Source organism: Bacillus cereus group sp. MYBK14-1 (assembly GCF_051916885.1).
GTDB lineage: Bacteria > Bacillota > Bacilli > Bacillales > Bacillaceae_G > Bacillus_A > Bacillus_A cereus.
In genome coordinates, this window is sequence record NZ_JBQAHM010000003.1 from 569,061 (window position 1) to 593,264 (window position 24,204).

Below are 24,204 nucleotides of genomic sequence, written 5' to 3' on the forward strand. Positions count from 1 at the left end.
TTTTTGTCATCTTACTTATTATGTTTACAGTTGAATTACTTGTCTTCTTTTACTTCTTCAAACTCAGCGTCAACTACATTGTCTTTCTTCGCGCCAGCGTCTTGTGCACCTTGCGCACCTTCTGCTTGACCAGCAGCTGCTTGAGCTTGCTCGTATAATTTAACAGTTAATTGTTGTACGATTTCTTGTAAAGCATCTTTTTTCGCACGAATTTCTTCAAGCTCGTTTTTCTCGATTGCAGCTTGTAATGCTTCTTTCGCTTCTGTTGCTTTTGCAACTTCAGCTGCATCTACTTTACCTTCTAAATCATTTACAACTTTGTCTGTTTGGAATACAAGTTGGTCAGCTTCATTACGAAGTTCAACTTCTTCCTTACGTTTTTGGTCAGCGTCAGCATTTGCTTCCGCTTCTTGTACCATACGTTCTACTTCTTCATCAGAAAGACCTGAAGAAGATTGGATTGTAATAGCTTGCTCTTTGCTTGTTCCTAAGTCTTTCGCACGTACGTTAACGATACCGTTCGCATCAATATCGAATGTTACTTCGATTTGTGGAATACCACGTGGTGCTGGTGGAAGGTCAGTTAATTGGAAACGACCTAACGTTTTGTTGTCAGCTGACATCGGACGCTCACCTTGTAATACGTGAATGTCTACTGCTGGTTGATTATCAGCAGCTGTCGAGAATACTTGTGACTTACTTGTTGGAATTGTAGTGTTACGCTCGATTAATTTCGTGAACACGCCACCCATAGTTTCAATACCTAAAGAAAGTGGAGTTACGTCTAATAATAGAACGCCTTCTACATCACCAGTAAGTACGCCACCTTGAACTGCAGCACCTAATGCTACAACTTCATCAGGGTTTACACCTTTATATGGCTCTTTACCAGTTTCACGTTTAATAGCTTCTTGTACAGCTGGGATACGAGTAGATCCACCAACAAGAATAACTTTATCTAATTCGCTTGGAGCAAAACCAGCGTCTTTTAATGCACGACGAGTTGGCTCTAATGTTCTTTCAACAAGACCTGCTGAAAGCTCTTCGAATTTCGCTCTTGTTAACGTTAATTCTAAGTGTAATGGACCAGCAGCTCCAGCACTAATGAATGGTAATGAAATTTGAGTTTGTGTTACACCAGAAAGATCTTTTTTCGCTTTTTCAGCTGCATCTTTCAAGCGTTGAAGCGCCATTTTATCTTGGCTTAAATCAATGTTATTTTCTTTTTTGAACTCAGCTACTAAGTGATCGATGATAACTTGGTCAAAGTCATCGCCACCAAGACGGTTGTCACCAGCAGTTGAAATAACTTCAAATGTGCCGTCTGCTAACTCAAGGATAGATACGTCAAATGTACCGCCACCTAAGTCATATACTAAGATTTTTTGTTCTTCGTCTTGTTTTTCTAAACCGTAAGCAAGTGCTGCTGCTGTTGGCTCGTTAATGATACGCTCAACTTCTAAACCAGCGATACGACCAGCATCTTTCGTTGCTTGACGCTCTGCATCGTTGAAGTATGCAGGTACTGTAATAACAGCTTTCGTTACTGTTTCACCTAAGTATGCTTCAGCAGAAGCTTTTAAATTTTGTAAAATGATTGCAGAAATTTCTTGAGGTGTATAATCTTTACCTTCAACTTCTACTTTGTAGTCTGTACCCATATGACGTTTAACAGACATGATTGTATTTGGGTTTGTAATTGCTTGGCGCTTTGCAACTTCCCCAACTTGACGTTCTTCATTTTTGAAAGCTACAACAGAAGGTGTTGTACGGTTCCCTTCTGGATTTGGGATAACCTTTGGTTCTCCACCTTCCATAACAGCTACACAAGAGTTTGTTGTACCTAAGTCAATACCGATAATTTTACTCATGGCGAATCCTCCTAGTTTTATGTAAATTATTGATTTACTTTTACCATTGATGGGCGAATCACACGGTCTTTTAATTTATAACCTTTTTGGAATTCTTCCACAACCGCGTTTGATTCAAATTCACTATCTTCCACTTGCATAATAGCTTGGTGTTCATTAGGATCAAACTGTTTACCAACAGCTTCAATCACTTCCACACCTTCTTTAGTCAGCGCTTCTAACAATTGACGATGCACCATCTCCATACCTTGTAACAATGATTTCGTTTGCTCATCAGTCGCTTCCACTTGCATTGCTCTTTCAAAATTATCAAGAGCTGGCAAGATGTCTGAAACTAGACTTTGTGCTCTATATTTTTCAGCAGCCTGTTTATCCATTTGGACACGGCGCTTATAATTTTCAAAATCAGCTTGTAGACGTAATGTGCGACCTTCCGTTTCCGTTAGTTTCGCTTGTAACTCATCTACTTTTTCTTGTAAAAGAGCAGCCTCACTTTTTTCTTCTACAGTTTCTTCACTGTTTTCTGGCGTGACAGCTTCTTCAACTTGCGCTTCTTTTACTTCTTCTACCACTTGTTCGTTACGCTCTTCCACAATATTCACCTCCTTAAAAGGTATTAGGTATCATGCATAGCATGATTACCTAATCATTATATATTACACACAGCAATGAAAATTTCATCACTTGAGCGAATGTATTACTCTCATTTACTTTTTAAGCCCATCAGTAAATTGTCTCGTAAATAACTGTAACAAACTAATTACACGAGAATATTGCATTCTCGTAGGACCTAAAATAGCAATTGTTCCAAGTTGCTCTTCGCCGATCGAATATGTTGCAGAAATTAAACTACAATCCTCCATAGCCGTCGAAGAGTTTTCCCTACCAATTTTCACTTGAATCCCGACTTGTTTATGACGCAAAATGTCATAAAATTCGGCTTCATTATCAATCATGGTAAGTAAAGATCTAACCTTTTGAATGTCATGGAACTCTGGCTGCGAAAGCATATTTGCTTTTCCTCCAAAGTATATCTTTTCCGATAACGGAACTTGAAATGTACCATCCAACATTTTTATTGCACTATCGTAATTATGAACATACCCACGTAAAACTGTAACAATTTCCTTAAAGATTTTATTATGAAGTTCTTCCATCGGTACGCCAGATAGCTTTTCATTTAAAATATTAACCATTTTTTCTAAATCTGATAAATCAACAGATTCCGGAACGGTAATCGTTTTACTTTGTACATGCCCTGTATCGGTTACAATAATAGCGACTGCAGTTTGACGATCAAGCGGCACAATTTGTACATTTTTAAGTTTATTTGTACTTAACTTCGGTCCAAGAACAATTGCCGTATAATTCGTAAGTTCTGATAAAATTTGAGCAGATTGCTGTGCAATTTTTTCCGCTTCAAAAATTCTTTCAGCAAATAAATCTTTAATTTGTACAATTTCAGCGTTCGGTAAGTTTTGCGGCGCTAAAAGATGGTCTACATAAAATCGGTAGCCTTTCTCAGAAGGAACACGTCCAGAAGAACTGTGCGTTTTTTCAATAAAACCTAATTCTTCTAAGTCCGCCATTTCATTTCGAATAGTAGCTGAACTAAATGTGATTTCATCTTTTTTAGCCAACGTTCTAGACCCAACGGGCTGCGCTGATCCAATAAAGTCATCAATAATTGTTTGTAAAATTAAGAGCTGACGTTCCGTAAGCATCTCATCATCACCTCTGTTAGCACTCTTTGTCTTTGAGTGCTAAATCTATTAATAACTTACCAAAATTGACATTCAATTGTCAACGGAAACGTCACGAAATAATGAAACTTTTTCACGCCTATGGAACATTTAATTAGTCAATCAAAAATGATTGGAATACTTCATTCCCTAATAATTTTCCTTTTCGCGTTAAACGCACATGTCCATCTTCCTCTTCAAGCAATCCCTGCTCTTGGTTGCTTTGTAACTGCTTCGCGAAAACTTGATCCATCTCTATATTAAATTTATTGTGGAACGCCGTTTTAGAAACACCTTTTGTTTTTCGAAGCCCTAAGAACAGCTCTTCTTCCATTCTTTCTTTCTCCGTCACTTTGTGAACATCTAAATACGGAAATCCTGTTTCATCAATTTTATTAAAATATTGCTTCAGAGGACCAACATTTTGAATACGTTCTCCGTTCACATAACTATGAGCTCCAGCTCCAAATCCATAATACTCTTCATTATTCCAGTATGTGAGATTATGTCTACTTTTATTGTCACCTTTTGAGAAATTACTAATTTCATACTGGTTATAACCGTGTTTCTCCATTTCATCCATTACTATTTCATACATTTTCGCTTCATGGTCTTCACCCGGAAGACGTAATTTTCCTTTGTTCATTAAGTTATAAAACACTGTTTTTGGCTCCACAATTAATGAATATGCCGAGAAATGTTGTACACCAAGCGTAAAAGCAATATCTAATGTTTCTTTTACATCTTCTATCGTCTGTCCTGGCAAAGCATAAATAATATCTACATTAATATTTTTAAAGCCTACTTCCTGTGCCTCTCGAATCGCGAGGAATGCATCTTCCCTCGTATGCTTGCGCCCGATCTTCTCAAGAAGTTCATCACGGAACGTTTGCACACCAAAACTAATTCGATTTACTCCACCTTCTAGCAGTACATTTAGCTTCTCTTTCGGTAAATCTCCTGGATTCGCTTCAAATGTTAATTCACAATTCGGGGCGAACGGACGCAAATGACGATTAATAATCTCGAGTAATTTTTTTGTCTGTTCCATATTTAACGCTGTCGGAGTTCCCCCACCCACAAAAATCGTTTTCATACTATCAAATGGAACTTTTTGAACCGTATTTATTATTTCCTTCTCTAAATAATCTAAATATTGATCAACCGGTTGGCGTTCAATAAACACTTTATTAAAATCACAATAGTGACAAATGTGCTGACAAAACGGAATATGAATGTATGCAGCTTGTACCAAATATAACTCCTACCTTTCTAAAAAGAAAACCTCCGCACTCCGGAGGGTTCTCTACTTCTCTAACGTATTACGAATTTGTTCCATTCGCATTTTTCCCCAATCATACATCATTTCAACGATCGGTAAAAGTGACATGCCTAGTTCCGTCATATAATACTCAACGCGAGGAGGAATTTCGGGATATACTGTCCGATCAACAATCCCATCTTCCATTAACTCTTTTAATTGGTTCGACAAAACTTTATGAGAAATGCTTGGGAATAACCGTTGTAATTCACTGAAACGATGCGGCCCTTCCACACCAAGATGCCACAGTATCACAACTTTCCACTTTCCACTAATAATAGAAAGCGTCAATTCCTTTTCACAATTAAAATTACCATTTTGTATTTTATCTTGAATATCTTTTCGAATATTTTCGGACATTAACAATCTCCTAACTCTATATGAACTAAAAAGCTCTCTCATTATTGTAAATGAGAGCTGCTCAGATGTCTAAAAAGTAATTATACAGAAAAAAGAAGCCGCACAAACGACTTCTTTTTTATTTCAAATATTAGTTGTCATCCATTTTCAGTACAGCCATGAATGCCTCTTGCGGTACTTCTACAGAGCCAACAGACTTCATACGTTTTTTACCTTCTTTTTGCTTATCAAGAAGTTTACGCTTACGAGAAATGTCACCGCCGTAACATTTTGCAAGTACGTTTTTACGCATCGCTTTAATTGTAGAACGTGCTACAACTTTATTTCCGATAGTCGCCTGAATTGGCACTTCGAACTGTTGTCTCGGAATTAATTCTTTTAATTTCTCTACGATTACTTTACCACGGTCATACGCTGAATCACGGTGTACGATAAATGATAAAGCATCCACTTGTTCATTATTTAAAAGAATATCCATTTTCACAAGTTTAGATGGCTTATAGCCAATTAACTCGTAGTCAAATGATGCATACCCTTTCGTATTTGATTTCAATTGATCGAAGAAGTCATATACGATTTCTGATAACGGGATTTCATATGTTAATGTAACACGCGTTTCATCTAAATATTGCATATCAATAAACGTTCCACGTTTACCTTGGCAAATCTCCATTACAGCTCCAACATAGTCATTCGGAACCATAATTGAAGCCTTCACAAACGGCTCTTCTACACGATCGATAGACTGTGGATCTGGCATATTAGATGGGTTATCAACAATAACATCTTCACCGTTAGTTAAATAAACTTTATAAATAACGCTTGGCGCTGTTGTAATTAAGTCAATCTTAAATTCACGTTCAATACGTTCTTGAATGATTTCCATGTGAAGAAGCCCTAAGAAACCACAACGGAAACCAAATCCTAGCGCTTGAGATGTTTCTGGTTCAAACTCAAGAGCAGAATCGTTTAACTCTAATTTTTCTAATGCATCACGTAAATCGTTATAACGAGCAGAGTCAATTGGATACAGACCACAGAATACCATCGGGTTTAACTTACGGTAACCTGCTAACGGCTCTGCAGCTGGACGTTTCGCATGTGTAATCGTATCACCAACACGTGTGTCACCAACATTTTTAATCGATGCTGCTAAGAAACCTACATCACCTACTGTTAACTCGTCACGTTGCGTAGTTTTCGGTGTAAATACACCTACTTCTGTTACTTCAAATTCTTTACCCGTTGCCATCATACGTACTTTATCGCCAACTTTTACTGTTCCATTTACAACACGGATATAAGCAATTACACCGCGGTACGAATCATATAAAGAGTCGAAAATCATACATTGTAATGGCTCTTCTGAATCACCCGACGGAGCTGGTACTTTTTCAACAATTTGTTCTAAAATTTCTTCAATACCAATTCCAGCTTTCGCAGAAGCAAGTACCGCTTCTGATGCATCTAAACCAATTACATCTTCTACCTCTTGACGTACACGTTCTGGATCCGCACTCGGTAAGTCGATTTTATTAATAACTGGTAAAATTTCTAAATTATTATCAAGCGCTAAGTATACGTTTGCTAACGTTTGCGCTTCAATACCTTGCGCTGCATCTACTACAAGAATCGCGCCTTCACAAGCCGCTAAACTACGAGATACTTCGTACGTAAAGTCGACGTGTCCTGGTGTATCAATTAAATGAAGAATATACTCTTCACCATCTTTTGCTTTATAGTTTAATTGTACTGCGTTTAATTTGATTGTAATACCACGCTCACGCTCTAAATCCATAGAGTCAAGCAACTGAGCTTTCATTTCACGTTGTGTTAACGCGTTTGTTTTCTCTAAAATACGGTCTGCTAACGTTGATTTTCCGTGGTCAATATGAGCAATAATAGAGAAATTACGAATTTTGGACTGTCTTTTTGCTCTTTCTTCTTTATTCATCTATGTTCTCAACTCCTAATAGTCTCGCCAATATACACTAGCACTGATTATATCAATAGAGCAACAAAGATTCAATGAAAACTCGTGCTGCTTACGATACAAATCATTCTATCTATATCTTATGCGAATAAACCATAAGAGACAAACCCTTTTCAAATTTTAAAACGGCTGTCTTACAAACCAGTAAAACAACCGCCTCCCATGTTACTCTTAGCTAAAAATTCCTTTTATTTTCCCAACAACGATATCCGTTCCGAACTTCGTCATTTCATAAGCTACACTTGCTACTGCCATCCCAATTCCTTCTACAACATTAAAACTTCTTAAACGTTCTAACTGTTGTTGTTTTTCTGAGGCCGAAAACGAGCTACCCAAAATTTCTGATTCAGCACCTGTACTTTCTGTCCCTGTCATATGAGCTATTTGTTCATATGACAGTTGCTGATAGCCTTTCATACTTTTCAAACCATGATTAGCAAGTGCCACTCCTGCTATCATCATAAGTAAACATAAAGCCACACTACATATACACAAAAGCGTAAAGCGACTCAAACGATAATCATCTGTTCCCCTCAATGTGTATATGCTCCCGTATTATCTTGATCAATTTGATGATGCAGCGCCGCATTTAAACCACTCGCTATTACATTCGCCATATCCTCAATAAAAGTATCTACTTCTTTTGGGGTTACCATTAAATTATGACCAAGAGGAGATAGCACTTCATAAATCAGCCTTCTTTTTTCTTCTTCTTCCAACGTACCAACAGCACCTAAAAACATATTTCTGCTCTTTTCATCCGGCATATCTTCTTCCGTTAATTTTTTCTTTTCTCCAAATGAAAATCCCGCTGGTAACAAAGAGCGTGAAGGTTTATTTCCTTCTTTCATCTCTCGGCCGAAATGTTTCAAAATAAAATCAATCGTATCACTTGTAATCGAAACAGCATCGACCACAGTCGGAACACCAATCGCGATTACAGGGATACCTAATGTGTCTTTACTTAGTTCTTTACGTTTATTCCCAACCCCCGATCCGGGATGAATTCCAGTATCAGAAATTTGTATCGTGCTATTTACTCGTTCAATAGAACGGGCAGCTAATGCGTCAATCGCAATTACAAAGTCCGGGTTCGTCTTCTCAATAATCCCATAAATAACATCGCTCGTTTCGATTCCTGTAATTCCCATTACCCCCGGCCGAATTGCACTAACAGGCCTAAACCCTTCTTCTACACTTTCAGGCTGTAATTGAAACAAATGTCTCGTTACTAATACATTTTCTACAACTATCGGTCCAAGAGCATCTGGTGTTACATTCCAATTCCCAAGACCTACAATTAAACAGCTTGCTTCTTTTGTAACGCCAACCTCTTCTAAGAAATTAGAAAATTCTTTTGCAAAAATACGCTCCACTTTTTGTTGAAGTTCTGTATCTTGCTGACGTATACCTTGAACTTCAAGCGTTAAATAATTTCCAGGCTTTTTACCCATCGCTTCAGAGGCAGCTTCATCAATTGTTACTTTTGTAATTATAGTCCCCTCTTCTTCTCTCTCTTTTACAATAACTCCCTGTATCCCTTTTTGTTCCTCTTGGCTTTCTTGCAACATTTGATGGGCTTCTACAGCAAGGTCAGTTCTAATGCTATATTTACTTAAATCTAATGGTTCTTTCATCGTATCTCCTCCGTAATTCATAGTAAATATCGTTAGATTTCCCAAAGTTATATAAGGTCATTCTTTCCTTTACGTGAAATTTCATGGATATACTATTGCAATTCTCTTCACCGTTTGATAGAATATCACTTGTTCTATGTAAGAATCGAGTCATTCGATTGCACCAGGGAGGTGAAAAGTATGGCAAACATCAAATCTGCTATCAAACGCGCTAAACTTAGCGAAGAGCGTCGTGCACATAACGCTTCTATCAAGTCTGACATGCGTTCTGCTGTTAAAACTGTAGAAGCTTTAGTTACTAATAACGATCTTGAAAATGCTAAAGAAGCTTTCAAAACTGCTTCTAAAAAACTTGACAAAGCAGCTCGTAAAGGTCTTATCCACCAAAACGCTGCAGCTCGTCAAAAATCTCGCTTAGCGAAACAAGTAAACGCGTAAGGCGTTTAAAAAACGATCCATTTGGATCGTTTTTTTATATACAAAAAAGTTCATGTACTTAGTACATGAACTTTTTTGTGTCATCACATATGATTTAATCGCATTAAGAAAAACTCGAGCACAAGTTTCTTATCCATCTTTCCCGTCTTCATACTATAATCAGCTTCCGCTAATTCTATAATCACTTTTTTTAATTCTTCAAAAGAGAAAAACTTCGTTTGATTCATTGCCAACTTCACGCGATACGGATGTACACCAATATGAGACGCAATTTGATTTTGTCCATAACCACGTTGCTGTAGCTCTTTCACTTGATACAACAAGCGGAATTGACTCACTAATAACGCAAGCAATTTAATCGGCTCTTCCTGCTGCGTAAATAATCCATCCAAAATTTGCATTGCACCTGCAATATCTTTTTTCACCACTTTTTCTGTCAAAGCGAATACATTTTGCTCAACGGATTTTGGTACAAGCTCTGCAACAAGTTTCGTCGTAATCTCTCCGCCCATACCGACGTATAACGTTAACTTGTCCATTTCCTTCGCCAACATTGTTACATTACTTCCCACAAGCTCTAGCAACAAACTAACAGCCGCGTTATCAATATACACATGCACTTCATCTGCACGAGCAACAATCCACTTCTGAACATCCTGTATTTGCATCGCATTTGCTTCTACTACATCTGCTGTTTTCTTTAATAGTTTTGTAAATTTTTTTCGCTCATCAAGTTTTTCGTAAGGCGCAACAAAAACAAGAATAGAAAATGGAGAAGGTTCACCAATGTATTCTTCTAAAATTTTTATATTTTGCTCTAACTTTTCTTTTTGCGAAGTCAAAAATAGCGGTGATTTTATTAACAGTACTTTCCGTTCTCCGAAGAAAGGAAGCGTACGCGCATCCTCAACCACATCTTCTAAATACGCTTCTTCTAAATCGTATGTCACAACATTAAACTCTCGATCTTCTTCTTCAAGTGCTTCTGTCGTAATAAGCTTTATCGTTTCATTTATAAAAAAAGCTTCCGTTCCATATAGTAAATATAACGGAGCAAACTGTTTCTTTTTAATTTTTTTATGTATATCACTCATACTTTTTCCTACTCCCTAACTTGGCAATATATATTTATACTAATGCCCTAGCTTTTGTTTTACAAGTACAAAGGAACAGGCTTTATAACCCGTCCCTTTATTTATATTAAACGCCACGCAATAAGCCCCGGGTTTCTTATTGGTGTGCGGTAATCACCTTCCCTTTATTATTCGCAATAAAAATTTGAGTATAAGTGCCAACTGTTAACATGCTTGGAAACGAAAAACTCACATTACTTCATGATTTAAAAGTAGCAAAAAAGCTCGTTTTCTCTTCATATGGAAATTGTAGATTTTTTTCTGACAATATTTTATACTAAAGTGGAATGTTGGGGAGGGATTCTAAATGAATGATTTTGAACAAAACGTTCAAAGTAAACGCAATGACGCTATTGATTCAGGGGTAGGATTTATCGTCTCATTTGGTTTTTTCGCAACACTTTTCATCATTGCAACTGTTATTAAATTTATCGGTTCTTAAAGACTGCCACTTCATGGCAGTCTTCTCTTTTTCATCTATTATGTGTTTTATCATATGTGATTTTACTTTTAAAGGTTCCATTTTCCCCTTTAAAAACATAGGAAATAGCACCTTGCTTGTCCGTGCGCCATATCGCACTCCCCATCTTCTCAAAACGCTCTATCACTTCTTTATGCGGGTGTCCATACCTATTCTGCTTACCAACAGATATAATCGCTACACGAGGCTGTATGACGTTCAAAAAAGGCTCTATAGATGACGTATTACTCCCATGATGAGCAACTTTTAAAACATCCACTTGTAAATCTGGATATGCCTCTACTAAAATCTTTTCCCCTTCTTCTTCCAAATCGCCTGTAAATAGCCACTTCAACCCTCCAAATTTTGCCCATATTACAATTGAAGCGTTATTTTCGCTTTTTTCTTTTCCTTTTGGAGCTAAAACGAAAAATTCCGCTTCATTTACACTCCAACTCGCCCCTTCCCCCACTTCAGTTATTTTCATTTCCTTTTCTAATGCCTGTTTCTTGACTACTTTTTCTAATACTGCATCTTTTCCCTTTCGGCCAAATACCACTTCTTTTACAGGTATATATGATAATAATTCTTGCGCAGCACCTATATGATCTGCATCTCCATGCGTTACGATTAATTTATCAATTGTTTTAATACCTTCTTTTTGTAAAAAGGGTATTAAAACATCATTCCCAACAGAAAATTCATGCTTTTTTTGTTGCCATTCTTCCTTATTCACACGAAGCGTTCCACCTGTATCAATAAGATAAATCCCTTTATCATACGGAAGGCGAATTAATATTGCATCACCTTGTCCAACATCAATAAATGTTACACTTCCGCTTCCTCTAAAATATGGATATACATAATGACATGTGCTAATAAAAATAAATACACTCGCAACTATACAAACCATTTTTTTCGGCGCTCTTCTTTCCCAAACCATCAATATACTGACAATACTCGCGCAATATACAGCTACAAGATTGAAGGGCGTTTCCCCGAAGATAAGCTGGGTAAATGGTAAACTTTCACAATAACTTAGAAAATCATTAGACATACTCAAGCCTATTGATAATACATCCGCAAATCCTTTTGCAAGAAACGGGACAATTGGCATACACAGTAAAATAATAATGCTACATGGTAATACAATGATAGATAAAAACGGAACGTATAAGAGATTGAGGAGAATGCTATATGGAGAAAAATAACCAAAGTGATATAACAAAATCGGAGTACTAACGAGCTGTGAAATGATAGAAATATAAATAGAATTTCGGATTACTCCGTTGCTACTCCCTAACAATAACGGAGCAGACAAAAGTAAAGCGAAGCTACCTACAAAAGAAAACTGAAATCCAATATTAAAAACAAGATAAGGGTCATATATAAGCATACATATAGCTGTTACACTTAAAGCATCTAAACTAGATAAACGAATCGAGCACATAAAAGCAATCAACATCAAAACCCCTGTTATAGAAGCTCTTATAACAGAGGGTGAAGCCCCTGCTAAAACCATATACAAAGGAATACAAATGATAAGGCAAATTGTTGCTACCTCCCTCGTCGCACCGCTTCTTAGCAAAATAAAATATACTATCACCATCAACAATACAATGTGTGAACCTGAAATTGCTAACAAATGTACAAGACCAAATTGTTGATATTGCTCTTCCACTTCAAACGTCATTTGTTGTCTATCACCAAAGAGTAATGCATTCATAAAAGCACCTGATTGCTCTGGAAACATTTCTGTAACTTTCGAGATTGCTTGTTGCCTTAAAAGAAGAATCCATTGCGTGAACGACAGTGATGTTTTATAGCATTCAGAAATATATGTAGCCTCAAATGTGAAATGAATATGTTGCTTGTATAAATAATCACGGTAATTAAAACCATGAAAATTCCGAGCTGTTTCCGGTTCTTTCCTCTCACCCTCGAATACACATGATATCCCTGCGTATAATTGTTGCATTTTTTTCTTTTCCAAAGCTGATTTTATTCTATAACTTAACTGCACTATATTTTTATTCTGATCTTCAAATTGAAAAGATAGGCGATCCCCATTAACAAGCGGTGTGTTTTGTATAACCCCTCTTGTAACTGCATAGGGCTTCCCTAGAGACTTATTCCATACTTGAACATAGGAAGTGTATATAACGCTACTAAAGCACGCTACAATACAAAAAATGAAGGTTTTACGCGAAGTGCGATATAAACAGAAGAAAACATTTAAAAAGAGGCAAAAAACTATCAATAAAAGTGACGAGGAAAAGGCAATTGCAATCCCTATTATAAACGAGATTGCAACATACCCCCATTGTTCTTGCAACTTATACTCACTCCTTATAGCATCATTTTTGCTTTCGTGAATACATGCTGTAATTCTTCCATTGATAAATTATCTTTTTCTAAAGACACAAATAATTCTTTCAACTCTGTATAACGTTTTTGATCCTCTAATGCAGCAATATCATATTCTAGCGGAACGTGTTTCACTGTTACATTCGCTTGTTCAAATAACTCTATGGCGTATGGATGATTTTTATAATCCTGCGCATAATAAACCGCTGTAATACCACTTTGAATAATTGCCTTACAACATTGTAAACAAGGGAAATGCGTAACGTAAATTTCTGCTTCCTCTGTTTTCGCACCAAACTTGGCACATTGTAATAAAGCATTCATTTCGGCATGAATTGTCCGAACACAATGATTATCGATTACGTAACAACCATCATCTATACAATGTACGCCACCTTTAATTGAACCATTATATCCACCAGCAATAATTCGTTTATCGCGAACGATTGTCGCTCCTACCGCAAGCCTTGTACATGTACTACGCAAAGATAGTAGATGGCTTTGCGTCATAAAATATTGATCCCATGAAATTCGTTCCATATTTTTCACCTACTTTTTTGTCTACTTGTAGTGTAGCGAAAGAAGAAAAACTTCGTCAATCTTTTACGGAATAATAATTTGATCTTTTATCTTTTCAAGAGACTTCGCACCAATCCCATCAATCTCTAATAAATCTTCTATTTTCTGAAACGGACCATGTTCTTCTCGATATTTCAAAATACTTTCTGCCTTTCGAGAGCCAATCCCTGTAATTTTTTCTAGTTGTTCTTTCGCCGCTGTATTTATTCGAATCTTGCCATCTTCCTTAGAAGAAGTAAGCACCCCTTGTTCTGATTCATTTTTACTCGGTATATAAAGAAGCATTTGATCTTGTACAATTTGTGCTAAATTCACTTTTTTCATATCTACTTCTGATAAAAAACCACCAGCCTTTTGAACCGCATCCTTTACGCGATCTCCTTCCTTCATTTCATATACCCCTTCTTTACTAACCGCTCCTTTCACATCAATTATAATTGTTCTTTTCTGTTCCTTTGTATCCGATATTTTCGGTTTACCCTTTTTTTCGATCTCCTTCTCTTGTACATTCATTGTAATAGGCATTCGTTCTACACTCTGATTCGTTTTCCAAAAAACAAGAAAAAGTAAAGTTCCAATAATAGCTACTAAACCTAACCACTTTTTCGGAAAATCCCACATCATTTTACACCTCTAATCATAAATTTATAACATCATTCATATTGTTTAGGAGAAAGCTGTTACGAAGGAGGGATGAAACTTTGAACATAGGAATTATAGGGACAGGAAACATGGGGAATATACTAATCGATGCATTTTTAGAAACCCGTGCTGTCAAACCTTCGTGCCTTACAATCATTAATCGGACGCCTGCAAAAGCATATCATATAAAAGAAAAATACCCTTCTGTTCATATAGCAAAAACAATCCCGGAAGTAATCGAACAATCACAACTTATTTTTATTTGTGTCAAGCCGATAGATATATACCCTATCCTAAAAAAATACGCTGAACATTTTTCTGATGAAACGTGCTTAGTTTCTATTACAAGTCCAATATCTCCATCACAATTAGAGACTCTCGTACCTTGCCACGTCGCGCGTATCATTCCAAGTATCACAAATCGCGCGCTCTCTGGCGCCTCACTATTTACATTTGGAGATAATTGCTCTGAAGAATGGCAACAAAAACTACTTCGTCTATTCAAAAACATTTCTACACCTCTTGTAATAGAAGAAGATATAACGCGCGTTTCATCTGATATAGCAAGTTGCGGTCCTGCTTTCTTTAGTTATTTACTACAATGCTTCATTAACGCTGCTGTAGATAAAACAAATATTACACACGAAGAGGCTACTACTTTAGTAAGTGAAATGGTCGTGGGGATGGGGAAATTACTTGAAAAAGAAATCTTCACATTACCTACCTTACAAGAAAAGGTTTGCGTGAAAGGCGGCGTTACTGGGGAAGGCATTCGGGTTTTAGAAGAGCACGTTGGAGATATGTTCCATAAGTTAATCGAGCGAACACATGAAAAATTTGATGAAGATTTAGAATGCGTTGATCAGCAATTCAATAAACACACATAATAAATACGTCATTTTCATTCCAAATCCTTTTTATAAATACTTACTTTTTTACAATACATTTTCACTTCAACTACTATTCCCACACTTTACGCATACAATCTTCAGATTATGCTAGAACTAAAAATACATCTTCTTTATAAAACAAAAGCAACCTTCTCGGTTGCTTTTGTTTTATCCGTTTTTCTTCGCCATGAAGAAAATACGCTCTGTTTGTTCTGTAACTTCAAGTCGCTCAAAATCACCTGTTACACGAAGCACTGTAAAACCTGCTTCTTCAAGCCATTTCGTTAACTCTTCCACTTGATATGCACGTTGCACGTGACATTCGTCAAACCGATGGTACACATCTTCTTCCGGATCTTGAACAAAGAATGTTAAATCATGCTCTACACTATTTGATTCTTCACCAGGGAAGCAATTCCAAATAAGAGATATTTCTTCTCCATTCACTGTATACGTTTCATTTTGAAATACATGATGTATTTTATATAAAGAATGTACATCAAATAAAAACAAACCATCTTGACGTAAATGATGAAATACTCTTCTAAATGTTTCTTGTACTCCATCTTCTTGCAATACATAATTTAATGAATCACAAAAGATGGTTACACAATCAAACTCACCTGGAACATCAAGCTCTCGCATGTCTTGTTGATAAAAAGGAATAAAGTATCCCTCTCCTCCTAGTTTTTGCTGAGCGACTGTTAACATTTCTTCTGAAAGATCGACACCTATTAAATCGTAACCCTTTTGCACAAGCGGCAGGGTTACATTACCTGTACCGCATGCTACATCAAGAATTTTTGCCTCTTTCATATCTGCCTGCTGTAAACTTTCCTCTGTAAATTCCACCCATTTATCATAAGGGACATCATTCATTAGTTCGTCGTACAACAATGCAAATTGTTCGTATTTCATTGGCCTAACTCTTCTGTAATATCTTCACGTGGCACATCGCCCCATAGACGCTCTAAATTATAGTGATTACGCTCATCTTTATGGAATACATGAGCAACTACATCTCCAAGATCAACTAATACCCAACGTGCTTCGTCAAACCCTTCCATACGTTGTACGTCGATTTGGAACTCATGTGCTTTTGATTTAATTTCACGTGCAATTGCTTGCACTTGTTTGTCTGAATTCCCGTGACAAATAATGAAATAATCTGCAATTGGTGAAATACCTTGCATATTTAGGACAACCATATCTTCTGCTCTCTTATCATCAGCTGCTTTTGCCGCTAATACTAATAAATCTTTATCGTTCATTTACTCATTTCCTCCTTGATAACTGCATTGTATGTTTGGAATGTTAATGGATAAATCGTCTGATCTTTTTCCATTAAAAATTGAATTGTTCTCTTTAACGCAAATAATAAAGCTTGATTTATATCCGTATATGCGAGTTTACGAGCCTCTTCCACTCCTGGAAACTTTCGCCCAGGTTCAATGTAATCAGCTACATAAATCACTTTATCTAACATCGTCATATTCTCATGACCACTTGTATGATATGTAATAGCTTGCAAAATTTCAGAATCCGTAATGCCTACTTCTTTTTCTACTAAGTATGCCCCAACAGGTGCATGCCATAACTCTTTGTTATAGCAAAGTAAATCTTTCGGCAAATCTTCACGTTTAATAATCTCTTCCATCTCTGAAATTGCTCTACATTTCGCATAATCATGGAATATAGCTGCCATCTCTGCTTTTTTTTCGTCCACACCGTATAACTTAGCAAGCTCAATCGCTGTCTCCATTACACCAATTGTGTGTATATAACGTTTTTCATGCATTTGTTGTTTGACAATATGCAGTGCATTCTCACGATTCATACAACCCATTCCTCTCGATATATACCTGTACTTTTTCGGGAAGTAAATATTTACACGTTTTCTTCTCCTTATATCTCTCACGTAATAAGGATGAAGAAACTGCAAATTCCGGAATTTCCACTGTAGTAATCTTATATGGTGTATGCAATGTATACCCAGGTCTTGCAACTCCAACAAACGTTACAAGATTAAATAAAGCTTCAATGTTATACCACTTCGGTAAATACTCAACCATATCCCCACCAATAATAAAGTGAAACTGCACATCCGGATACTTCTTCGTCAATTGTAACATAGTGTCATACGTATAAGATGGGCCCTTCCTACTTAGCTCTTCTAAACAAATAGAAAAGTGCTCTTCTGCCTCAGTCGCGAGCTCTAACATATGTAAACGACTTTCTACACTTGTAATATTCCGCCCTTGTTTATGTGGCGGAATCTGGTTTGGCAAGAACCATACTTCTTCCAAGTTCAAAGCGTGATATACTTCATTTGCAATTAGCAAATGTCCATAGTGAGGCGGATCAAATGTACCGCCAATGATGCCAATTTTTCTCAAAAGAAACGCCCCTTCCTTTTACATACAGCAACTCTCCTCGGTTAGGAATGAAGAGAGTTGCTATTAATAAAAGTTCAATTGGTTTCGCTCTCTACATCATTACGCATAAACGATAAAAATAGCGCATGCTAGTCTTTTTATCGAGGAAGCTTAATTTGTTTATTTTCTCTTGATTCTTTGTATAAAACGATTGTGCTTCCAATTACTTGAACGATTTCAGCACGTGCACCTTTTGCAAGTTCTTCCGCAACCTCACGGCGATCAAATTCACAGTTTTGTAATACACTTACTTTAAATAACTCACGAGCTTCTAAAGTATCTGCGATTTGTTTAATCATATTTTCATTTACTCCGCCTTTTCCTACTTGAAAAATTGGTGTTAAATGATGTGCTTGTGCACGTAAAAATCTTTTTTGTTTTCCTGTTAACATATATGTTAGCCTCCAAGCTTTTCTATAACTAATTGTTTCATTCTCTCGATATTTGGCGTGCGTCCTGTCCACATTTCAAATGCAAGTGCTCCTTGATAAACAAACATATCAATACCATTTTGAATGATTGCACCTTGCTCTTTTGCCTCACATAAAATTTTCGTTTCAAATGGATTATAAATTATATCTGATACAATCATTCCTTTTTTTAACGAACAAATTTGTAATGGCGTATGTTCTACGTGTGGATGCATACCTATCGTTGTCGTCTGAATGATAATATCATAATTTCCTTGTTCTTCTGTCGCTTTTTCTAACGACAAAGCAACAGAATTAACATCGGCCGTACGTGCAGCAATAAGTTCCTTTGCCTTATCTACTGTACGATTGGCTACATCAATCTCTTTTACACCTACATCAGCAAGAGAAAAATAAATAGCTCGGCTAGCACCACCTGAACCAAGTAACAAAATACGTTTCCCTTGAAGTGGTTCATTACTAATTGACTGCAGCGCTCGAACAAAACCAATCCCGTCTGTGTTATAGCCAATTAATCTTCCATCCTTATGAACCACTGTATTTACTGCACCGATTTTCCTTGCCAATGGGTCAATCTCATCCAAATACTCCATAATAGCAACCTTGTGCGGAGTTGTTACATTAAATCCTGAAATACCTAATGCTTTTAAACCTCTTACTGCTTCCCCTAGCAATTCCTCTTCAACAAGGAACGCATGATAATGGGCATCCATATTCAAGTGTTCAAATGCATCGTTATGCATAACGGGTGATAATGAATGTCCAATTGGATTTCCGATTACACCATATAATTGTTTCATAAATCCCTCTCCATATTAAATTAAAGATTTACGTAGTGAAACACTTACTCCTTTTGGTACGTGTGCAACAATTTTTGCTCCTGGTTCGTTCACAGTAACCCATCCTAATCCAGAGAATACAACATCCGTTTTAGGTTCACGAATATTAAATTCGTATTTCACTAGCTCAGGCATATTTGCTAATTCTTCTGGCGTTGGTGGGCTTAGTAAATCCCCGGCATGATTTTTATATAATTCATCTGCTTTCTCAAGCTTTGTACGATGGATTGTTAAGCGATTCGAGAAGTGACAAGTAAATGCACGACGACCACCACTTACATAATCAAAACGTGCCAATCCACTAAAGAATAACGTTTGTTCTTCATTTAATTGGAATACCATCGGCTTAATTTCTTTTGTTGGTGTAATAAGCTTTAAGCTTTGCTTTCCAACATAATGAGCCATTTGGTGGTGGTTAATAATACCTGGCGTATCATATAAAGAAGACTCTTCGTCCAATGGAATATCAATTAAATCAAGTGTTGTTCCTGGGAAATGAGATGTTGTAATTACATTTTCAGTCTCATCACTAAATTCTTTAATCATACGATTAATAAATGTCGATTTCCCTACATTCGTACATCCAACAACATAAACATCTTTGCCGCCGCGATAATACTCAATAGCATCTGCTAGTTCAGCGATTCCTTGTCCCTTCGCTGCACTAATTAAAAAGACATCTTCTGGTTTTAATCCTAGCTGCTTTGCACTATAGCGCATCCAATGTTTTACTTTATCATGTTTTACTGACTTTGGAATTAAATCAGCTTTATTTCCAACAAGTAATACTTTATTATTCCCTACGAAACGATGTAAGCCAGGTAACCAGCTACCATTAAAATCAAAAATATCTACAATTTTGACTACTAATGCATCTGATTTTCCAATTCCATTTAAAATGCGTAGGAAGTCATCATCTGTTAACGATACATCTTGAATTTCATTGTAATGCTTCAAGCGAAAACAACGTTGACAAATAACTTGTTCTTTCTCTAAAGATGAGGCAGGAGCATACCCCACTTCGTTTTTATTTTCTGTTTGAATTTCTACACCGCAACCAATACATTTAATTGTTTCAGTCAAACTTTATTCCTCCCAGTTAATTAAACCTTTTTTCTTCATATTTTTCATAATTCTTCGTTCAATTTTTCGATTAAAGCGCGTTACTAATCCGTCCGTTTGTGCTACCGGTACAACTAAAATTGTATGAAGGCCTACTCGGTTGCCACCAAGCACGTCCGTCAGTAACTGATCTCCAATTACTACAACTTCATCTGGCTGCAAACGCATCTCTTGTATCGCACGCTTAAATGCGCGAACAAATGGTTTACGTGCACTATGAATAAATGGAATACCTAATGGATCAGCAAAATCTTTTACACGTTGCTCATTATTATTTGAAACGACCGTTACTTGAATGCCTTGCTCTTTCATTTCCAAGAACCATTTTTCAAGTTGCGGTGTTGCATTGGGACGATCCCATTCAATTAAAGTGTTATCTAAGTCAGTAATAACGCCTTTAATCCCACGTTTTTTTAAATCTTCTGGTTGAACATGATATACATTTTTCACATATTCATTTGGTAAAAATAGTTTCAATTTCTTTCACCTCTTTGAGGATTTTTCATAAAATTTTTCGACAACATTTTTCGATATATAACCTGTGGATAAAATTGTACACATTTTCCACATTAATTTTTCAGTTAATTTGGAATTTACTAACAAACTATACACACTTTATCCACCTAGGTATGTGGATAACCACTCGTTTGTGACTGTCATATTTTTTTGGTACATTAAATGCATCAACGAATCAATCCTTATATTATTAGGAGGTGACTCACCTTGAAAACAAAACATATGGAACAGTTATCCACTGAGTTACTCACTGAGTCTTATTATAAAGCAAAAGAACTAAAATTAAATCCCGACTTCATTTTACTTATAAAACAAGAAATCATTAGACGCTCATTAGAGGACAAGCTTGTCAAATCATCTTGATTACATATAAAGTGAAAGTTTAATCAGCCCTTACCAATTAAACAGTTAAAGGATAATTTATTGGATGCCCTGTAAAAAGAGCCATCCTACGATGGCTCTCGAATAAACAAGTACTCCCATCTAGGGGATTTCATCATTAAGTATCTTTGCCCATAACTCTTACTTACGGTTATAAAAGCTTTTCTTTATTTATGAGCTAAGCGAGTAGCTATTTTTTGACCAAGACGAAGCTCTTGTCCACTCTTTAATTCCTGCACTACTTCTATCATATCTTTTTCAAACAATAACACAACTGTTGAACCAAATGTAAAGTATGCCATTTCTTCACCTTTTTGAACAGTGTCTCTCTCATGCAAAAGCTCAATACTATTAACAAACATGGCACCTACTTTTACAAGAGCCATATGCTCGCCATCACTGCTTACTTCTGTAACAGAACGATAATTTTTTGACAGTGGTTCTTTCCCGTATTCCATACCAGCTGCATTTACCGGATATGATTTTCTACCGAGTACAAATCTTTCAGTCACAGAACCAGAAAGCGGACTATGAATGCGATGATAATGACTTGGACTCAAATAAATTACCATATATGTACCGCCTGCATATCGCGTTGCACGTTCTTCATTACCTAGCATATCCACAATCGAATAACGCTTTCCTTTAATATCAAATGTTTTTGTATCCTCAATAGGACCTTGATCTGCAAAAACACCATCAACAGGACTAACGATACTCGATGCATCTGTATCAATACTACGCTTTCCTTCTTTTAGCTTACGCGTAAATAATTCATGCAATGTTCTATATTCCTTCAAACCCTTTTCCATCTCATCTTGATTAATTTGAAAAACTTTCGCATACGATGGAATAATGATAGAGCTCAAACGAGATTGTGCAAATTTACGTAATATATAAGAAGTAAAGCGACCATTTGTAAGTTCTATCATAAGTCGATATAATGTACGTCGCAAATTGCGAAACCCCCTAATCAGTCTATAACTTTAGTTTTCCCTTCTTTTCTTTCTATATCATATGTAAAATTGGTTCTTATTCCCACATATCATATAAAGCAGCCTTATTATACATACAGAAAACTAAGTATGGTATTATTCTTAAATTATTTAGCACCTTCTAATATTACAGATAGAATCCGTCATTTTCAACAGTGAACATGTATTTCTTCTTAGCATAACGCGTTTTCTTTTCTTATTTACAATAAGAAAAGCAGCCCATTTTAAATATGGCTGCTTCTAATACACTTTACTCTTTCGCTTTTTTCTCTTTCTCTGCCCTTACAAACTCGTGGAACATTTTCATTAAAGCACGCTTTTCAATCCGTGATACGTAGCTTCTAGAAATACCAAGCGCCTTAGCGATTTCCCGCTGTGTTTTCTCCTTATCTAGCCCAAGTCCAAAACGTTTCACAATCACTTCTTTTTCTCTTTCGTCTAAAATATCGATATACTCTTTAATTTTTTCTAACTCCATACTAAGCTGAATCATATCAATTACATCTTCAGACTCTGATTTTAATATATCAATAAGCGATATTTCATTGCCCTCTTTATCTTGCCCGATCGGATCATGAAGTGAAACATCTTTTTTCGTTTTCTTTAGTACACGTAAATGCATCAAAATTTCATTTTCAATACAGCGTGCTGCATACGTCGCAAGCTTCGTTCCCTTTCCAGCAGAATAGCTCTCGATCGCTTTAATGAGCCCGATCGTACCAATTGAAATTAAATCTTCTGCATCTTCTCCTGTGTTCTCAAATTTTTTAACGATATGAGCTACAAGCCGTAAATTATGTTCAATTAAAAGATTTCTCGCTTGAGCATCACCTTGCTCCATTAACTCTAAGTACTTTCTCTCATCATCTGATGATAACGGCTGCGGGAACGCATTATTCTTCACATAAGAAACAAAGACAAACACTTCTCGAACCATATATCCAATTGCGGCGAATAGACTCAAACCTTTCACCTCCGCCAAAATAGTGGTCTTTATTATGTGTATGTGGGCGTGAGGTTGTTTGTGTCTGTACAGTTTATTTATAAAACTCAACACTTCCAATATTTAAAATAATTTATTGTTATATTATAATTATATAAAATTGTTATTTATATATGAATATGCTATTAAAGGGGACATTATTCATGATTACATTAGAACGATTATTAAATGTAACAATTTATTTAGGAGTATTTTTACTTTTCATTTCGTTCATTACTTTTGTTATTAAAAGAGGGCCTGATTTATTATTTTTTCAATTTGGAATTTCTTTATTTTTTGGAGCTCAAATTATAACTGGAATAAAATTTTTTCATAACTATGGTTTCTCGTTTCACTCAAAACTAGAACTACTTATCTTTATTTTCTATGTAATTGGAATTATTACATGTATACTATTGTTCTTTCATTTTCAAAATCTGTATCGAATTTTTTTATTAATTTGTAGTTTTTTATTTTTAACTGGATCCAATTATTACTTTAAAGAAACATTAAATTTTAGTAAAAAAATTCCAAAGCAACATAAAACTTTTTTAAGTACACAAGAAGACTCTTTTCCAAAAGAAGTCCGTAAATTTTCAGAGGATTACAATAACATAATAAGGAATGACTTTTATGAAATACCGATGATTCCTACTGAATTACAGATTACAAGCAAAAAAGATTCTTCCCATAGTACATCTTTCTTAGTTGAACTTCATAATAGCGAGAATGAAATTACTGATGACTCTGTACAATTAACTCCATCAGACCGTTTTTATGTGCTGTTAAATACACAAAAAACAAAAATATCAAAAATAGTATATGAAGGGCAGAATTTTTTCACATTTACAGTCACACTAAAGGCTCTTAATTTACAGCAAGAACCAGAAATTCATAATATGTTTTTAGAAATAGATAAACGTAGAGCGATAAATCTTCTTAATTTTGAAATTAAAGCCCATACTAAAGAATGGAAAGTAATATTTAAAAGTGATAGTTCTCATTCCAATCTTCCTATCACATTTACTTTTGAAAAGCGAACAGGCAAATTATAAAAATAAAAAGAGTTA

At 36.0% G+C, this 24,204-nt stretch carries 27 protein-coding genes; 5 read left to right on the forward strand and 22 right to left on the reverse strand.

Features of this window, described 5'->3' with window-relative positions:
- Positions 1–35: 35 nt before the first annotated feature.
- The 8 genes from dnaK to gpr form a co-directional block, all read right to left on the reverse strand.
- On the reverse strand, positions 36–1,871 hold the full coding sequence (dnaK, locus tag ACTFR3_RS12635; RefSeq protein ID WP_440044455.1) for a chaperone protein DnaK: 1,836 nt from the start codon (positions 1,869–1,871) through the stop codon (positions 36–38).
- Between the two features lie 26 nt (positions 1,872–1,897).
- Positions 1,898–2,464 carry a nucleotide exchange factor GrpE gene (gene grpE / locus ACTFR3_RS12640; RefSeq protein WP_000392711.1) on the reverse strand — a complete coding sequence of 189 codons (567 nt, stop codon included), beginning with the start codon at positions 2,462–2,464 and terminating at the stop codon, positions 1,898–1,900.
- 114 nt (positions 2,465–2,578) lie between these two features.
- Positions 2,579–3,595, reverse strand: a complete 1,017-nt coding sequence (gene hrcA / locus ACTFR3_RS12645) for a heat-inducible transcriptional repressor HrcA (protein WP_000954941.1) — start codon at positions 3,593–3,595, stop codon at positions 2,579–2,581.
- A 133-nt stretch (positions 3,596–3,728) separates the two neighbouring features.
- Entirely contained in the window at positions 3,729–4,868 is a 1,140-nt protein-coding gene (hemW, locus tag ACTFR3_RS12650; RefSeq protein ID WP_000249431.1) for a radical SAM family heme chaperone HemW, read from the reverse strand.
- Between the two features lie 51 nt (positions 4,869–4,919).
- Positions 4,920–5,294 carry a winged helix-turn-helix transcriptional regulator gene (locus ACTFR3_RS12655; protein WP_001293539.1) on the reverse strand — a complete coding sequence of 125 codons (375 nt, stop codon included), beginning with the start codon at positions 5,292–5,294 and terminating at the stop codon, positions 4,920–4,922.
- Between the two features lie 130 nt (positions 5,295–5,424).
- Complete coding sequence (lepA, locus tag ACTFR3_RS12660; protein ID WP_440044456.1) at positions 5,425–7,248, reverse strand: elongation factor 4; 1,824 nt, start codon at positions 7,246–7,248, stop codon at positions 5,425–5,427.
- A 210-nt stretch (positions 7,249–7,458) separates the two neighbouring features.
- The gene (locus ACTFR3_RS12665; RefSeq protein ID WP_001215037.1) at positions 7,459–7,824 is read right to left on the reverse strand and encodes a YqxA family protein; all 366 of its coding nucleotides are present in this window, start codon (positions 7,822–7,824) and stop codon (positions 7,459–7,461) included.
- Positions 7,821–8,924: a GPR endopeptidase gene (gene gpr / locus ACTFR3_RS12670; RefSeq protein WP_000662618.1), complete on the reverse strand. Its 1,104-nt coding sequence runs from the start codon at positions 8,922–8,924 to the stop codon at positions 7,821–7,823. Before gpr ends, ACTFR3_RS12665 begins: the two co-directional genes overlap by 4 nt.
- Before the next feature lie 180 nt (positions 8,925–9,104).
- Between gpr and rpsT the strand changes: the two genes are divergently transcribed.
- Positions 9,105–9,362: a 30S ribosomal protein S20 gene (gene rpsT, locus ACTFR3_RS12675; protein WP_001274011.1), complete on the forward strand. Its 258-nt coding sequence runs from the start codon at positions 9,105–9,107 to the stop codon at positions 9,360–9,362.
- Between the two features lie 83 nt (positions 9,363–9,445).
- On the opposite strand, the gene holA is transcribed toward rpsT, so the two are convergent.
- The gene (gene holA, locus ACTFR3_RS12680) at positions 9,446–10,456 is read right to left on the reverse strand and encodes a DNA polymerase III subunit delta (protein WP_440044457.1); all 1,011 of its coding nucleotides are present in this window, start codon (positions 10,454–10,456) and stop codon (positions 9,446–9,448) included.
- A gap of 346 nt (positions 10,457–10,802) precedes the next feature.
- Between holA and ACTFR3_RS12685 the strand changes: the two genes are divergently transcribed.
- Positions 10,803–10,937 carry a YqzM family protein gene (locus tag ACTFR3_RS12685; protein ID WP_000997609.1) on the forward strand — a complete coding sequence of 45 codons (135 nt, stop codon included), beginning with the start codon at positions 10,803–10,805 and terminating at the stop codon, positions 10,935–10,937.
- Between the two features lie 31 nt (positions 10,938–10,968).
- Here the strand turns inward: ACTFR3_RS12685 and ACTFR3_RS12690 are convergent, their stop codons facing one another.
- From ACTFR3_RS12690 to ACTFR3_RS12700, 3 genes are all read right to left on the reverse strand, one after another.
- Positions 10,969–13,290: a DNA internalization-related competence protein ComEC/Rec2 gene (locus ACTFR3_RS12690; protein WP_001157840.1), complete on the reverse strand. Its 2,322-nt coding sequence runs from the start codon at positions 13,288–13,290 to the stop codon at positions 10,969–10,971.
- 14 nt (positions 13,291–13,304) lie between these two features.
- A complete protein-coding gene (locus ACTFR3_RS12695; RefSeq protein ID WP_000439770.1) occupies positions 13,305–13,862 on the reverse strand; it encodes a ComE operon protein 2 in 558 nt (185 codons plus the stop codon).
- Positions 13,863–13,925: 63 nt separating this feature from the next.
- Complete coding sequence (locus ACTFR3_RS12700; RefSeq protein ID WP_000989932.1) at positions 13,926–14,525, reverse strand: helix-hairpin-helix domain-containing protein; 600 nt, start codon at positions 14,523–14,525, stop codon at positions 13,926–13,928.
- Between the two features lie 77 nt (positions 14,526–14,602).
- Between ACTFR3_RS12700 and comER the strand changes: the two genes are divergently transcribed.
- A complete protein-coding gene (gene comER / locus ACTFR3_RS12705; protein ID WP_001020554.1) occupies positions 14,603–15,430 on the forward strand; it encodes a late competence protein ComER in 828 nt (275 codons plus the stop codon).
- Positions 15,431–15,601: 171 nt separating this feature from the next.
- On the opposite strand, the gene ACTFR3_RS12710 is transcribed toward comER, so the two are convergent.
- The 8 genes from ACTFR3_RS12710 to ACTFR3_RS12745 all read right to left on the reverse strand — a co-directional run bounded on the left by ACTFR3_RS12710 (position 15,602) and on the right by ACTFR3_RS12745 (position 20,737).
- A complete protein-coding gene (locus ACTFR3_RS12710; RefSeq protein WP_000873069.1) occupies positions 15,602–16,351 on the reverse strand; it encodes a class I SAM-dependent methyltransferase in 750 nt (249 codons plus the stop codon).
- Positions 16,348–16,704, reverse strand: a complete 357-nt coding sequence (gene rsfS, locus ACTFR3_RS12715; protein WP_000998173.1) for a ribosome silencing factor — start codon at positions 16,702–16,704, stop codon at positions 16,348–16,350. Before rsfS ends, ACTFR3_RS12710 begins: the two co-directional genes overlap by 4 nt.
- Positions 16,701–17,270, reverse strand: a complete 570-nt coding sequence (yqeK, locus tag ACTFR3_RS12720) for a bis(5'-nucleosyl)-tetraphosphatase (symmetrical) YqeK (protein WP_001078477.1) — start codon at positions 17,268–17,270, stop codon at positions 16,701–16,703. The genes rsfS and yqeK overlap by 4 nt, the downstream gene beginning before the upstream one ends.
- Positions 17,260–17,829: a nicotinate-nucleotide adenylyltransferase gene (gene nadD / locus ACTFR3_RS12725; protein ID WP_001226046.1), complete on the reverse strand. Its 570-nt coding sequence runs from the start codon at positions 17,827–17,829 to the stop codon at positions 17,260–17,262. The genes yqeK and nadD overlap by 11 nt, the downstream gene beginning before the upstream one ends.
- Before the next feature lie 137 nt (positions 17,830–17,966).
- Positions 17,967–18,260: a ribosome assembly RNA-binding protein YhbY gene (yhbY, locus tag ACTFR3_RS12730; RefSeq protein ID WP_000955224.1), complete on the reverse strand. Its 294-nt coding sequence runs from the start codon at positions 18,258–18,260 to the stop codon at positions 17,967–17,969.
- 5 nt (positions 18,261–18,265) lie between these two features.
- Entirely contained in the window at positions 18,266–19,099 is an 834-nt protein-coding gene (aroE, locus tag ACTFR3_RS12735) for a shikimate dehydrogenase (protein WP_000812075.1), read from the reverse strand.
- Between the two features lie 15 nt (positions 19,100–19,114).
- A complete protein-coding gene (yqeH, locus tag ACTFR3_RS12740) occupies positions 19,115–20,221 on the reverse strand; it encodes a ribosome biogenesis GTPase YqeH (protein WP_000140799.1) in 1,107 nt (368 codons plus the stop codon).
- Between the two features lie 3 nt (positions 20,222–20,224).
- Positions 20,225–20,737 carry a YqeG family HAD IIIA-type phosphatase gene (locus tag ACTFR3_RS12745; protein ID WP_000765314.1) on the reverse strand — a complete coding sequence of 171 codons (513 nt, stop codon included), beginning with the start codon at positions 20,735–20,737 and terminating at the stop codon, positions 20,225–20,227.
- Positions 20,738–20,983: 246 nt separating this feature from the next.
- Between ACTFR3_RS12745 and ACTFR3_RS12750 the strand changes: the two genes are divergently transcribed.
- Positions 20,984–21,139 (forward strand): sporulation histidine kinase inhibitor Sda, encoded by a 156-nt coding sequence (locus ACTFR3_RS12750; protein ID WP_000850094.1) that lies wholly within the window; start codon positions 20,984–20,986, stop codon positions 21,137–21,139.
- A gap of 185 nt (positions 21,140–21,324) precedes the next feature.
- Here ACTFR3_RS12750 and ACTFR3_RS12755 read toward each other — a convergent pair whose 3' ends face one another.
- Positions 21,325–22,113 carry a phosphatidylserine decarboxylase gene (locus tag ACTFR3_RS12755; RefSeq protein ID WP_001255003.1) on the reverse strand — a complete coding sequence of 263 codons (789 nt, stop codon included), beginning with the start codon at positions 22,111–22,113 and terminating at the stop codon, positions 21,325–21,327.
- Between the two features lie 289 nt (positions 22,114–22,402).
- Positions 22,403–23,116 carry an RNA polymerase sporulation sigma factor SigK gene (gene sigK / locus ACTFR3_RS12760; protein WP_000051382.1) on the reverse strand — a complete coding sequence of 238 codons (714 nt, stop codon included), beginning with the start codon at positions 23,114–23,116 and terminating at the stop codon, positions 22,403–22,405.
- Positions 23,117–23,268: 152 nt separating this feature from the next.
- On the opposite strand from sigK, the gene ACTFR3_RS12765 reads away from it, so the two are divergent.
- Entirely contained in the window at positions 23,269–24,189 is a 921-nt protein-coding gene (locus ACTFR3_RS12765) for a hypothetical protein (protein WP_002198192.1), read from the forward strand.
- The last annotated feature ends 15 nt before the right edge of the window (positions 24,190–24,204 follow it).

Coding starts and splice junctions, on each gene's coding strand:
- hrcA (WP_000954941.1), bottom strand. CDS start 3,595: ATGCTTACGGAACGTCAGCTCTTAATTTTACAAACAATTATTGATGAC.
- ACTFR3_RS12700 (WP_000989932.1), bottom strand. CDS start 14,525: ATGATGTGGGATTTTCCGAAAAAGTGGTTAGGTTTAGTAGCTATTATT.
- holA (WP_440044457.1), bottom strand. CDS start 10,456: ATGAGTGATATACATAAAAAAATTAAAAAGAAACAGTTTGCTCCGTTA.
- yqeK (WP_001078477.1), bottom strand. CDS start 17,270: ATGAATCGTGAGAATGCACTGCATATTGTCAAACAACAAATGCATGAA.
- rpsT (WP_001274011.1), top strand. CDS start 9,105: ATGGCAAACATCAAATCTGCTATCAAACGCGCTAAACTTAGCGAAGAG.
- ACTFR3_RS12685 (WP_000997609.1), top strand. CDS start 10,803: ATGAATGATTTTGAACAAAACGTTCAAAGTAAACGCAATGACGCTATT.
- ACTFR3_RS12655 (WP_001293539.1), bottom strand. CDS start 5,294: ATGTCCGAAAATATTCGAAAAGATATTCAAGATAAAATACAAAATGGT.
- ACTFR3_RS12695 (WP_000439770.1), bottom strand. CDS start 13,862: ATGGAACGAATTTCATGGGATCAATATTTTATGACGCAAAGCCATCTA.
- ACTFR3_RS12765 (WP_002198192.1), top strand. CDS start 23,269: ATGAATATGCTATTAAAGGGGACATTATTCATGATTACATTAGAACGA.
- lepA (WP_440044456.1), bottom strand. CDS start 7,248: ATGAATAAAGAAGAAAGAGCAAAAAGACAGTCCAAAATTCGTAATTTC.
- gpr (WP_000662618.1), bottom strand. CDS start 8,924: ATGAAAGAACCATTAGATTTAAGTAAATATAGCATTAGAACTGACCTT.
- ACTFR3_RS12710 (WP_000873069.1), bottom strand. CDS start 16,351: ATGAAATACGAACAATTTGCATTGTTGTACGACGAACTAATGAATGAT.
- dnaK (WP_440044455.1), bottom strand. CDS start 1,871: ATGAGTAAAATTATCGGTATTGACTTAGGTACAACAAACTCTTGTGTA.
- rsfS (WP_000998173.1), bottom strand. CDS start 16,704: ATGAACGATAAAGATTTATTAGTATTAGCGGCAAAAGCAGCTGATGAT.
- aroE (WP_000812075.1), bottom strand. CDS start 19,099: ATGAAACAATTATATGGTGTAATCGGAAATCCAATTGGACATTCATTA.
- yhbY (WP_000955224.1), bottom strand. CDS start 18,260: ATGTTAACAGGAAAACAAAAAAGATTTTTACGTGCACAAGCACATCAT.